We start from the raw sequence: 12,859 nt of genomic DNA on the forward strand, positions 1-12,859 counted from the left end.
CAGTATTTGAAGACATATTTTCATTGTCTTCCGACTTAAATATCATATCACTTTTTATTTAAACATGCCAGCATTTTTTTAGAGGTTGTAAAGTTTTTTTACTTTACGCTCTTCTTTTTAATTTAATTATTCTCCATCAGCACATTAGCCAACTCATCATAGGTCATTTCACTTGAAACTTCATATGACCCAGGACGGATAAGTGATGCATAGCTGTTAGTTTCTAAAAATTTATCAAAATCAAAGGCATCATCAATCAGGCCTTGTTCAGCTAATTGTTGACTAGCTACGCTGCTTGGATCTCCATCATTGATTACAACCGTAATTTTCTTTTCACTAGGCTCTTCAACCTCAGATTCTGCACTTTCAGCTGACTCACTAGTTGCTTCTTCTTCCACAACTTCAGATTCACTTGTTGTAGATTCTTTTTCTAAATTAGCAACTTCTGTTTCAGCAAGCAATGCTTCATACTTATCTTTATAGGATGCTTCTTCTTTAGTTAATACAACCTCTTGCGTTTCTTCACCTTTTGAAGCAACAGCTGGAGCATCATAAAGGAAAAGTCGATAGCCTGCAAGAACAATCGCCGAGACTAAAAATCCTAATGATAAGTAACGTAATGCCGGTTTACTCATTCTGTCATTCTCCTTCATTAAAGATTAATTGCTTTTTACATATTCATCAATAACAACCTTTACAGTTGCTTCAGATAAACGTGTTTGCATAACAATATCTTCTACTGCTACACCTTGGGTATACAAACTGATGACATGTTTTTTTAGAACATCGTGAATTTTAGCTGAAGTAGGAGTTTCTTTGGTTTGAATATTTAACTCTTCTTCTAAAATTGAAACACGTTTTTTCAAACTATAGATATCTTGTAACAATTGCAATGATAATTCTTCAAATTCTTCTTTAATTTTCTCGCCATTGTCTTTTTTATAAAATGACCAGCCCATTAATGCAATTGCAATGACTAATAAGATAATCACTATTATCCATAAGTCCATTAACTTCACCTCTTCTTCTTATTCTCAAAATCAAGTTTAACATACCTAAGTTTAAAAAAATACTCTGTAAAATAAACTTAATAATTTAATCCTTTTAGTTAATTATACCTAAAGGAATAGTGTCCTTGTAAAGGACTCGTTAAATTTGAACCATGTACGTATAAAAAAGGTTTTGCCTATTTGATAGGGCAAAACCTTTTTACATGTTGGTTATTCTGTATCCGACTCATTTTCATCAGCAATTTCTTTTGAAAGATCAGCATAATCGCCAACTTGGAAATAAGCATCAAGAACTTTACGAGCAACAATCGTATTTTCGTGATTACTATTGGTATTTGGCAGATAAGGAATAATGACAAATATCGCAATTTCAGGATCATCATATGGAGCATATCCTACAAAAGTCCTGTTAGTTGTCAGTTCTCCTATTCTGCTTGTTATATCCCCATAGTAAGGAGCTTCAGCTGTTCCGGTTTTACCGGCAATTGTATATTCAGCGCCAGTGAAGTAACTTGTAGCTGAACCGTTAGCGCCATTAGCTACTTGGTACATCCCTTGGTGAACACGGTCCATTTCTTCTTCTCCAACATCGACAATATTCAAAACCTCTGTTTCTAATTGGGTTTGAATAGCGCCTAAATTTCCATCTGCATCTGTTCCTCTAATTTCATCAACTAGACGAGGAGCAATGCGTTTCCCGCCATTTGCAATGGTTGAAACGTATTGCAGCATTTGAATCGGTGTATACGTATCATATTGACCAAAAGAAAACTGTAAAGCCAATCCTGGATTATCAGCTGTTCCTATAAAGCCTGAACCTTCCCCTGGCAAGTCAATTCCCGTTTTCACACCTAATCCAAATTGAGCATAATAATTTCTCATTTTTTTAATAACTGCCTTGTAATCAATGTCTAAGGTCATATTTTTATAATAATCGTATTCTCCACCCATACGCAAAGCTATTTTTGACATGTAAACATTGGAAGAGCGCTCCAACGCTGTAATATCATTTAATGCAATGCTGCCCGAGCGATTAAATACAGAACTGATTGGTTTAGAACTTTTAATTTGTAAAGGTTCATCGACTAATACATTATCCGATAATGTAATGGCTCCATCCATATATCCAGCTAATACGGTTGCTGGTTTTACGACTGATCCCATTTGAAAACTCGAATTAATAATATCTAAAGTGTGATCTTCAATTTTTCCGGTTTTTGAATTCCTTTTTTGACCGGTCATCGCTAAAATTTCACCATTATTTGGATCAGCTGCGACAACATATATGCTATCATTCAGCCCTTCACTCTCGGTAGCTAAAGATTGTTTAGCGATGTCTTGCACAATTTTTTGAAAATCCATGTCAGTCGTTAAGACAAGGTTATCGCCTTTTTCGCCAGCATAACTTTGGATAGTATTGACGATATCGCCATTTTGATTGGTTTCAGTTTCCGATTTTGATTTTGACCCGCTTAACACTTCTTCATATTGCAATTCAAGGTAACTTTTTCCTACCCGATCATTTCGCGCGTATCCTTGTGCTAAATAAGTGGCTGCTTTATTCTCTGGCAGACCTTCAGACTCGCTTGTAACGTCTCCAAGGATACTTTTGAGCATATTCTCTTCTGGATAAGTTCTGACCCAATCCGTACCAGTATCAACACCAGGTAAAGTTAAAAGATTTTCACTCACTTTTGCAATTTCATCATTGGTTACATCTTCACTTTTAATATTAATAGTAGACAAAGCGTATGCGCTATTCATTCGTTTAAAAATAGCTGCCGCTTCTTGTTCTTCTTCAGTAAATTGAATATCCTCATCGGTAACTTTATCCACCTGAACTTGGTACAATTCTGAACCGCTTAATGATTCTTTTTGTTTATCCGAGATACGCTTATTTACTTTTTCTTCATTCAAAGAGATCCAAAAATCTTTTAAGTCTCTTTTCGATAAATCAAAATCACTGCCTTGTTCAAATTCAGTAATATTTGGCATTTCAATATACTTGGCCAAATTCAAAGCAATCTTAGCCATATCTTCACCAGAAACGCCAGTTCCTCTTGTATACGTAATAGCTTGAAGCGCCTCATTGCCAACTAACTTTCGGTGTTGATGATCATAGATTTCGCCCCGTGGCACAGTTCCGGTTGCTAAAGTCGTTTCTGTTCTCTGAACTTCTGTTTCAAATTCCTCACCTTTTACAATCTGCAAATATCCCAATCGTAGGATCAACATAGCAAATAATAAAAATACCGTAAAGAATAAAAAATTCAACCGAAAAGGAATATGTGACTTTTTCTTTTTATTATTGTTCTTTTTATTTGTTTTCAAAAATGACACCTTCCTGTTCAAATTAACTTGTCTCATTGTATCAAATTTGTTCTGAATTAACTACTGATTAAAGAAAACTTTAATTATTTCGCTTCATTCTATGCTATTCTAATACATGTAAGAATTACAAGTTCGTTAATGGAGTTGAAAATTATGCAAAAAACAATGCCGACCTTTATCAAAAAACAATGGCCCTTATTGTTATCTTTTTTTGTCCCCTTTATAATCATGTCGATTATTTATATTTTTCAAGGTGTCTACCCTTTCGGAAATGATTCCTTGCTAACGGTCGACTTAGGACAACAATACATTGATTTTTATTCCTATTATAGACAAACCTTTTTTGAAGATCCTAGCACTTTCTTCTATTCATTTTCTAAAGCTATAGGCGGAGATATGGTAGGTTTATGGGCTTATTATCTCACTAGTCCATTTAATTTACTGTTTTTACTATTTCCACATACTCAAATCACATTAGCAGTCACCTGCATCACTTTATTAAAAATTAGTCTTTCGGGGCTAAGCTTTGGTTATCTATTAAAAAAAGCATTTAATGGTACAGGTTTTATCTTAGCAGCTTTTTCGATCAGCTATGCTTTGATGGGCTATACTATCGTCAATCAATTAAACATCATGTGGTTAGACGGTCTGATTTTTCTTCCGCTTATTGTATTAGGACTGGAACGCTTAGTCGATAAAAAGAAAGGCTTACTTTATTCTATTTTTCTCGGTATCATGTTGTTCGCAAATTATTATATTGCTTATATGATTTGTTTGTTTTTAATTTGTTATTTTATTTTTCGCTTAGTGAGCGTTTCTTATCCAAAAGAGACTAAATGGAAAACTAAATTAAAAGAAAGTTTTATTACAGTTGGCTTATTCATCTGGCATTCTTTATTAGGAGCTGGACTAGCTGGAATTTTATTGCTTCCAACTTTTCATTCACTTATGGAAAGCAAAGCTAGTTATACAAAATTTGAATTTGATTGGGAATTAGCTTATCCCTTTCCAGAGATGCTGTCAAAACTATTTATTGGTGCTTTTAATTTTGATCAAATGCCTTCTGGTTACCCCAATCTATTTATTGGAAGTTTAGCATTAGTATCTTTCTTCTGTTACTTCTTTAACCGTTCTTTTTCCAAACGAGAACGGATAACAGCCTTAGCCGTAATGGTGTTTTTTGTAGTTTCGATGAATTTAGAAGCCTTCAATAAAATATGGCATGCCATGCAGTACCCTATTTGGTATCCTTACCGTTTTTCTTTTGTTGTTTGTTTCTTCATGTTGCTAACTGGTTTTCGTAACTTTATGCATTATGAAGGCATGCGGCCAATCAGTACGTTTGTTAGTATGGTTGTCACAGTCTCGATTGGCTTTTATGTCTATAATGCAGAATTCGATTTTATCTATACGGAACAAGTCATTTTATCGGTGCTTTTCACTTTTATTATTACCTTTTTATTGATTATCAAGCCGCAAAAATATACGTGGATACCAATAGCTTTCTTTATTTTGACTACAGTAGAAATGGGCTTAAATGCTCAAATTGACTTATCCCGTTTAAGTTATGTCGATCAAGATAATTTTACACTTTACCAAACAGGATTAGATACAGATATTGACGCAATCCAGGATATGGATGACCAATTTTATCGTATTGAAAAAAACTATTTACGAACAAAGAATGATAGTTTCCAAGCTAATTATCCAGGAGTCACTCATTTTAGTTCAACTTTCGAACGAACGATACCTGCATTATTTGGCAGTCTTGGATTTCCAGTAGGCGATGGATTCTTGGCTTACTCTAATGGGACATTAGTAACGGATGCACTATTTTCGATTCGTTATTATATAAGTGAAAAGGATAATCTTTATCTTGCTCAAAAAGATCAACCTCTAGGGTCTAAAAGCACATCTTTGAAAGAATCATTTAACCGAACAATGAGAAATTCTACTTTATTAGACCCACTATTGATTCCAACGGTTTCAGAGGAGCAAAAAGCAGTATTCGAGTTAAATGCTATGCAAACAAAACCTGATTTACGCTCTTATGCACAGCTTGGAGAAACAGACAAAACAATTATCTATGAAAATCCAAATGCTCTATCTCTTGCATTTGGCAGCTCTTCTGCTATCTTAGATGTTTCCCTGTTAGAAGATCAGCCTATAGCATTGCAAGAAAATATTCTCCAGGCTTTAACTGGGAATCAACTTGCAGAAGAATTTTTTGTCCCTACTGAATTTGATAGTACAGTTTATCAAAATGTGACCAGTTCTAACTCAGGTAATGAGTCATTGTATCAAAAACAAGTCTTAAATAATGATGCTTCAGTCAGTTTTCAGTTTACACCAGAAACAGATGATTCCTTTTATATAACGTTAAGTCCTAACATTAAAGATGAAGATGTTGAATTATTTTTAAATGGTGAGCCCTTTACGCAATATGAAACTTACCGCGATCAATTAGTGTTAAATATTGCTAGCCAAAATAAAGGAGATACCATTACGTTTAAAATCGGCTTGAAAGAATCAACGATACGTCTAAAAGATTTTCAACTGTACCGTTTAGATTCCTCTACATTTGACTCAGCCGTTCAATCTTTACAAGCTGGTGGCATGACAATTGAAGATTACAGCAGCACTTACTTCAATGGCAGCGTAGATATCCAAAAAGGACAAGATGTCTTAATGACGACCATACCTTACAGTAAAGGCTGGTCTGTTAAAATCGATGGAATTCCAGTCCAAACGAAAGAAGCATTAGAAGGATTATTAGCTGTTCCTATTAGCGAAGGAACACATAGAATTGAAATGAACTATACGACACCTTTATTTTTAGAGGGTGCGCTTCTAGCCATTCTTTCTATACTATCGCTGATTGTAAGTGCCGTATTTTTAAAAAAATATTACTAAAGGGGATTGTTTATGAACTCAACAATAAAAATTGCTCAACCTAGGATTCCTAATGAATTAACTTCTTCTCACTTTGAAGATATTGAGCATGAATCATACTATACAAATTGTCAGTTTAAGGATTGTACCCTTTCCAATAAACAACTAGAAAATGTGTGTTTCCAACATGTTGTTTTCAGCAATGTTACTTTTGAAGAGTGTCAGTTTACTCGTTTTGAATGTATAGACGTCGTATTTGAAGGATGCAACATGAGCAATAATGAATGGATTGGAGCTACTTTCCATCGTACGACTTTCAAAGAAACCAAATTTCTAGGTTCTAACTTTGCAGAAGCATCAATTGTAGATACTTTTTTTGATCATTGTATCGGAAATTACAGTTCTTTCAATTATGCTTCTATAAAACAAGTACGCTTCCAAGATTGTTCACTTATTGAGAGTGAATTTTTTGAAGTTAATTGGAAAAAACTCGATTTTGTTCGTTGCCAATTAAATAGCATGTCCATTATGCGTACCCCTCTTAAGGGTTTAAATTTTAGTGATTCTGAATTTGAAATATTTTCAGTATCGCTTGAGTTGTTAAAAGGCAGCACATTTAATGCAGGACAAGCAATAACTATTGCAAAAAGTTTAGGTATTTTAATCGACTAAATGCATGAGGCTGGGACAAAAGGTCTCTCAAAAAAATACACTCCCAAAACTATGAACTATTTTGTTCAGTAGTGGGAGTGTATTTTTCTATATCTCTATCAAAACAAACGAAAGTGGGACTACTTTTTTCACAAAAGTAGTTTTGTCCCAGCCTCATTTAGTTGCATTTCTATCTGAATTAGGTTCTAACCAAGGTTGGTTAGTGTAGGTGCCGTTGAACCTTGGACTGCTAATATCACTATTAGCTGATCCTGAGTTAATAAAATCGGCCTGATGATTAAACTCTTTATTTCCTTCAAGATCTGTAATAGATTGCCCTAACCGTTTCTTTGGGTACCAGTAATCGCTATTTGTGGTTTGCCCAAATAACAATACGTAATTCAGTTCAGCCATAGCTCGGTTGTATTGTTCTTGTTCTTCCTTTTCGTTCAAATGAAACTTTTCAAATGCAAAAATTTCATCTGCTTCTACATGATGAACTAACCAAGTAACTTTTTTTAAAAGAAGTGGATCATTACCGTAAAGAGCATCCCTAATTGCTGTCTCAAATTCTCTTAAAACCTCTTGTTTGTCCTTATTTGTAACGAGCGTCTGTTGATCGATAGCCAAATTCTTTCCCAGCAACTGTTGCACTTTCTCTAATACTGATTCGATTGATGGATAAATACCTTCAAGCTGTTTGTCCATTCTCTCTACTACTAACGGATTAAAATGCACCTTCTTCTTATCTCAAAAACTATTTCACCACAAAAGAAAACGATTACATAATATTGACAATATTATTTCATGCTAAAAAAGAGAGTGGGAAAAAAAGCGTTTAGACCCGAATCTTCTAACGCATACCCTATCTCTAAGCGGCTAAAGTCGCAAGAGCTAGGGCAACTGGAACGAATAAGCGCAGTATGGTCATCGACCATCGAGCATTGTTCGTGAAGTGGACGTCGGGTCTGCTTTTTGGAGCACGTTTTAGAATAAATATTCGTATAAAAAAAGAGGCTGGAATTTTTATCCCAGCCCCTTAAACTATAGAAATTATTATTTAGCTGCTTCGTAACGTTTTGCTACTTCTTCCCAGTTAACAACATTCCATACTGCTTTTAAGTAAGCAGGACGTTTGTTTTGGTAGTTCAAGTAGTAAGCATGTTCCCAAACATCTACTCCGAAAAGAGGAGTTTTTCCATCTGTTAATGGTGAATCTTGATTAGCAGTTGCAGTCACTTCTAATTTTCCATTGTTAAGAACTAACCAAGCCCAACCTGAACCAAATTGACCAGCTCCAGCAGTTTCAATTTCTTCTTTGAATTTGTCAAAGCTTCCAAAAGTAGCATCAATATCTTCTTTTAAAGCTCCAGTTGGTTCTCCGCCACCATTTGGTGAAAGAATTTCCCAGAAGAAACTGTGGTTAGCATGTCCGCCACCATTGTTACGGATAGCTGTACGGATCTCTTCAGGAACTGAATTTAAACCCGCTACTAATTCTTCGATTGATTTTTCTGCTAGCTCAGGGTATTTTTCAAGAGCAGCATTTGTTTTTTCAACATAGGTTGCATGATGTTTATCATGATGGAACTCCATTGTTGCTTGATCGATATGTGGTTCTAATGCATCATATGCATAAGGTAATTTTGGTAATTCGTATGTCATTATCCATTCCTCCAATTAACTTTATTAACTTTCCATAATAAATGTAACACCTTTCAATAAAAAATACAAAGTATTCGAGTATATTTTCTATGAAAAAATAACAGAATCGTTTTTTTGTATTCTTTTATCCTATTGAGTTTATCAAATTTAACCGCTACAATAAAACAAAGAGATTCGTTTATAAAAAAAGAACGGTTAAAAAATCAGTTAGTTTAATCAAGTCAGGAGAGATTATTATTCAATTATTGAGTTTATTTAAAAATTCACTGCTTCACCCAGAAAAATTAGTACAGGCTTTATCTTTAAAAAAAGGGAAAATCATTCTGTATTTATTAGTTATCGCAACTATTGCAGCTATTCCAACATGGGTTCAAGGAAGCACTCTTATCAGTGAGTTTGGCCGTGACGGTCAAATTATTGCAGGTAGTATTCCAGAATTCACGATTGAAAATGAACAGCTGGTGACAAAAGAACCCGTAAAAAGTTTTATCTATAAGACTAATTCGATTATTTTTACCTTTGACCCAAATGGAGAAAGAACAGTTGAAGATGTTAACCTAGATCAAATTGGAAATATCGTCGCTATTGCATTATTAGAAGATCGTCTTTATGTTAATCTGCCAGGCTACCCTATTCAATTAACTTATGCTCAATTAAATGGTTTAACAAGCGCAACGTTCATTGATATTCTTTTTAACATTCAGTCCTTTAGTGGAACGGCTGTAATTTTCACTTTTCTTATTTTATGGTTAGCAACTCTTTTTGTTACTGTTCTCTATACTTTGTTGTATACATTATTTGCCAACTGTATTGCTCTGATTACCGGAAAAGCATTGAAATTTGGTGATAATTTCAAAATCATCTTGTTTGCTTCAACATTACCAACATTGTTTATCGCTTTATTGAACACTTTTGGTTTGGTTCCTTCTTTCCAATTGGAGATCAAAGCAATCATGACATTGTTTATTTATTATTTAGCTGTACGAACGATTCCTAAAATTGAACGTTTACCTTAACAAAATGGCATAAAAAAGATCTTGGGATGCTAGTATCCCCAAGATCTTTTTTTGTACTTAACTACTATACACTTATTTTTTCTTATTTGCTTTTTTGATTGCGTTAGCTTGACTACGACGTTCAACACGACGTTTTTTCTCGCTGCTCTCTTTGATAGCCCGTGACATTTTTTTCTTATAGCCCGGTTTTACTTTTTTCTTCGTTTGACTGATCTTACTTTTCAGTCTAGGGTCAACTACATCTGTAGCCGTGTTTTCACGAGTCGTACGACGTTTTCGGTCATACGTTTCTACAATTTCACCTTTTTGAATCATTTTTGGTTCAAATGTAATCCCTAATTTTTCGATATCAACAATTACATTTTCATCACTTGGAGCATACAGTGTAATAGCTGTTCCTTTAAGATTGTTTCTTCCTGTTCTCCCAACACGGTGAATAAAGAAACTTAAATCTTTAGGTATTTCAGCATTAATAACGTGAGAAACACCTTCAATATCAATACCACGTGCAGCTAGATCTGTTGCTACGACAAATTGATACTCTAAGTTTTGTACTTGTTTCATGACACGTTTTCTTTCACGAGGAGGAATATCTCCATGAATTTTAGCCACTTTGATCCCTCTAGACTTAAGTCCATCAGCTAATTCATCTACTTTAGATTTAGTGTTGGCAAAAATCATCACTAAATACGGTTGGCCAATGTTTAGCAGCTCATAAATAACATCAATTCTATCTTTTCCTTTTGTAGAGATCAGCCAATTTTCAATAGAGGGTGAAATGATTTCTTTCGGCTGGATTTGTTCAAATAATGGATTAGACATGTATTTTTTCAAAAATGGTTGCAACTTTATTGGTATCGTAGCTGAGAAAACCAACATTTGTAATTTTTCTGGCAGTTTACTTGCAATTTTATCGACATCTGTTAAAAATCCCATATCTAATGTCATATCCGCTTCGTCAATAACTAACACTGGAGCAGTATAAATCAATAAAGAATTTTCATTTACTAAGTCTAAAATTCTACCTGGTGTTCCGATAACAATGTGTGGTTGGATACCTACTAATTTAGCCATTTGTCTTTTTTTATCTGTTCCACCTACAAAATTTTGTACAATAATTTTTTCAGGTGCTTTATCAACTAATTGAAGTGCTGCTTGATAAATTTGTTCTGCTAATTCTCTACTTGGTGTAGTGATCACCACTTGCACTTCTTTGCGTGATGGATCTATTTTATTTACTAATGGAAGTAAAAATGTATGGGTTTTTCCCGAACCAGTTTGTGATTGACCAATTACACTTCTCCCGTTTTGGATAGCCGGTATAAGTCTTTCTTGTACTTCTGTTGGTTTTGTAAAACCAATGTCGTTTATTGCGTCAATTAAAAAAGATTGTAACCCAAACTTTTCAAAGGTATGTTCCATTTTATCGCCTCATTTCTCTTGATACTCTTTTGCATCTTTTGTATTATACCATAAACTGAAGGGATACGTTACTTAAATCTGTTTATATAGATCAGCAAAGTAGTCATTTCGTCTCTTCCACTGTATAATGAAGTCTGACAAAAAGTGATAGAAGCATTAAGTATAATTCATACAGTGGACGCTGAACCTGATTTTTGGATCATATTTCAGTAAAAGATTATTAAACTCTACAAGATGAACGATATCTCTTACTTTTTAATAGAAAGAAACAATGAAAGATTGATTCCAAAGGCAGAAACCAGTACAATAGTTTTAGAAAAGATGAACGTCTTTGTTCTAGAAGAGGGGTATTAAGATAGATGACAACTGAACAGAATGTTTTATTTACAATCTTTGGGGGAACTGGAGATTTGGCAAAGAGAAAATTGTATCCGTCTCTTTATCGCCTATATAAAAAAGGCTTTTTAAAGGAACATTTTGCAGTAATTGGTACTGCTAGAAGAGAATGGACAAATGACTATTATCGAGAAATCGTTAAAGAAACACTTACAGATTTGATTATTTCGGAAGAAGATGCGACAGAATTTGCAAACCACTTCTACTATCAATCCCATAATGTAAATGATGCAGAACATTATGTTAATCTTAAAGTATTAGCTGAAAAATTGGATGATCACTATCAAATTAACGGCAATCGTTTATTCTATTTAGCGATGTCCCCTAATTTCTTTGGGACTATTACACAGCAATTGGATCAACAAGGTTTAGTAACGGATAATGGTTTTAATCGTTTGATTATTGAAAAACCTTTTGGACATGACTACGAAAGTGCAGCTATTTTAAATGAACAACTTCGTGAAGTATTCGATGAAAGTCAAATCTTCCGTATCGATCATTATCTTGGAAAAGAAATGGTCCAAAATATTTCTACTGTTCGTTTTGCGAATACTATGATTGAATCCATGTGGAATAATCGTTACATCGATAATATTCAAATTACGTTAAGTGAATCTCTTGGTGTAGAAGAACGTGGCGGTTACTATGATAAAAGTGGTGCTCTAAGAGATATGGTCCAAAACCATATTTTACAAATTGTTTCGCTTTTAGCGATGGAACCCCCAGCACGATTAAAAGATAAAGATATTCGAAATGAAAAAATTAAGGCGTTGCGAGCTGTTCGTCTTTACAAACCTGAAGAAGTAAAAGATTATTTTGTACGTGCTCAATACGGTATAGGATCAACTGAATCTGGTCTATTAAATAATTATCGTAATGAAATGAATGTTGCTGAAGATTCTCAAACGGAAACGTTTGTTGCAGGTAAAGTCTTAATTGATACATTCCGTTGGAAAGGCGTTCCATTTTATATCCGTACTGGAAAACGGATGGGTGAAAAAGGAACTCAAATTAATGTTGTCTTTAAAAATGTACCTCTAAACTTATTTAGTGAAGATGTTGAAGAAGAATTACCACCAAATGTATTGAGTATTTTCATCCAACCTACTGAAGGTTTCTCATTACAGTTAAATACCAAAAAAGCTGGAATTGGATTAGAAACTGATACATTTAATCTTAAACACAAGCATTCAGCTGAAACTGTTGCAAACAGTCCAGAAGCTTATGAAAAATTGATTTTTGACTGTTTAAACGGCGATGCAACAAACTTTACGCATTGGGATGAAGTAGCTTCTTCTTGGAAATTCGTTGATGTTATTCGTCAAGCATGGGATCAAGATCAATCAGAACTTCCTAGCTATCAAAGTGGTTCTATGGGTCCCACAGAAAGCGATGACTTGTTAGCAAAAGATGGCTTTAATTGGCATTGGAATCCAGCACTGCCAAATGATGAAATTTAGTTCGTTAAGAAAACAA

The 12,859-nt window shown here is 34.3% G+C and carries 10 protein-coding genes; 4 read left to right on the top strand and 6 right to left on the bottom strand.

What is annotated here, in order from left to right; genetic code table 11:
* Positions 1-122: 122 nt before the first annotated feature.
* The 3 genes from BR65_RS03790 to BR65_RS03800 form a co-directional block, all read right to left on the bottom strand.
* A complete protein-coding gene (locus BR65_RS03790; RefSeq protein ID WP_023178152.1) occupies positions 123-635 on the bottom strand; it encodes an MltG/YceG/YrrL family protein in 513 nt (170 codons plus the stop codon).
* Between the two features lie 24 nt (positions 636-659).
* The gene (locus tag BR65_RS03795; protein ID WP_023178155.1) at positions 660-1,010 is read right to left on the bottom strand and encodes a hypothetical protein; all 351 of its coding nucleotides are present in this window, start codon (positions 1,008-1,010) and stop codon (positions 660-662) included.
* Positions 1,011-1,220: 210 nt separating this feature from the next.
* Positions 1,221-3,341, bottom strand: coding sequence for a peptidoglycan D,D-transpeptidase FtsI family protein (locus BR65_RS03800; RefSeq protein ID WP_034536797.1), 2,121 nt, complete (start codon positions 3,339-3,341; stop codon positions 1,221-1,223).
* Between the two features lie 153 nt (positions 3,342-3,494).
* Here BR65_RS03800 and BR65_RS03805 point away from each other — a divergent pair, with 153 nt between their 5' ends.
* On the top strand, positions 3,495-6,254 hold the full coding sequence (locus BR65_RS03805) for a YfhO family protein (RefSeq protein ID WP_034536800.1): 2,760 nt from the start codon (positions 3,495-3,497) through the stop codon (positions 6,252-6,254).
* A 12-nt stretch (positions 6,255-6,266) separates the two neighbouring features.
* Complete coding sequence (locus BR65_RS03810) at positions 6,267-6,905, top strand: pentapeptide repeat-containing protein (RefSeq protein ID WP_034536802.1); 639 nt, start codon at positions 6,267-6,269, stop codon at positions 6,903-6,905.
* Between the two features lie 153 nt (positions 6,906-7,058).
* On the opposite strand, the gene BR65_RS03815 is transcribed toward BR65_RS03810, so the two are convergent.
* Both BR65_RS03815 and BR65_RS03820 read right to left on the bottom strand, forming a co-directional pair.
* A complete protein-coding gene (locus BR65_RS03815; protein WP_034536804.1) occupies positions 7,059-7,592 on the bottom strand; it encodes a hypothetical protein in 534 nt (177 codons plus the stop codon).
* A gap of 348 nt (positions 7,593-7,940) precedes the next feature.
* Positions 7,941-8,549, bottom strand: coding sequence for a superoxide dismutase (locus BR65_RS03820; protein ID WP_034536807.1), 609 nt, complete (start codon positions 8,547-8,549; stop codon positions 7,941-7,943).
* A 245-nt stretch (positions 8,550-8,794) separates the two neighbouring features.
* On the opposite strand from BR65_RS03820, the gene BR65_RS03825 reads away from it, so the two are divergent.
* Positions 8,795-9,565: a DUF1189 domain-containing protein gene (locus BR65_RS03825; protein ID WP_023178169.1), complete on the top strand. Its 771-nt coding sequence runs from the start codon at positions 8,795-8,797 to the stop codon at positions 9,563-9,565.
* A 72-nt stretch (positions 9,566-9,637) separates the two neighbouring features.
* Here BR65_RS03825 and BR65_RS03830 read toward each other — a convergent pair whose 3' ends face one another.
* Positions 9,638-10,987 (bottom strand): DEAD/DEAH box helicase, encoded by a 1,350-nt coding sequence (locus tag BR65_RS03830; protein ID WP_034536810.1) that lies wholly within the window; start codon positions 10,985-10,987, stop codon positions 9,638-9,640.
* A 359-nt stretch (positions 10,988-11,346) separates the two neighbouring features.
* Between BR65_RS03830 and zwf the strand changes: the two genes are divergently transcribed.
* A complete protein-coding gene (gene zwf, locus BR65_RS03835; protein WP_023178173.1) occupies positions 11,347-12,843 on the top strand; it encodes a glucose-6-phosphate dehydrogenase in 1,497 nt (498 codons plus the stop codon).
* The last annotated feature ends 16 nt before the right edge of the window (positions 12,844-12,859 follow it).

Source organism: Carnobacterium inhibens subsp. inhibens DSM 13024 (assembly GCF_000746825.1).
Lineage (GTDB): Bacteria > Bacillota > Bacilli > Lactobacillales > Carnobacteriaceae > Carnobacterium_B > Carnobacterium_B inhibens.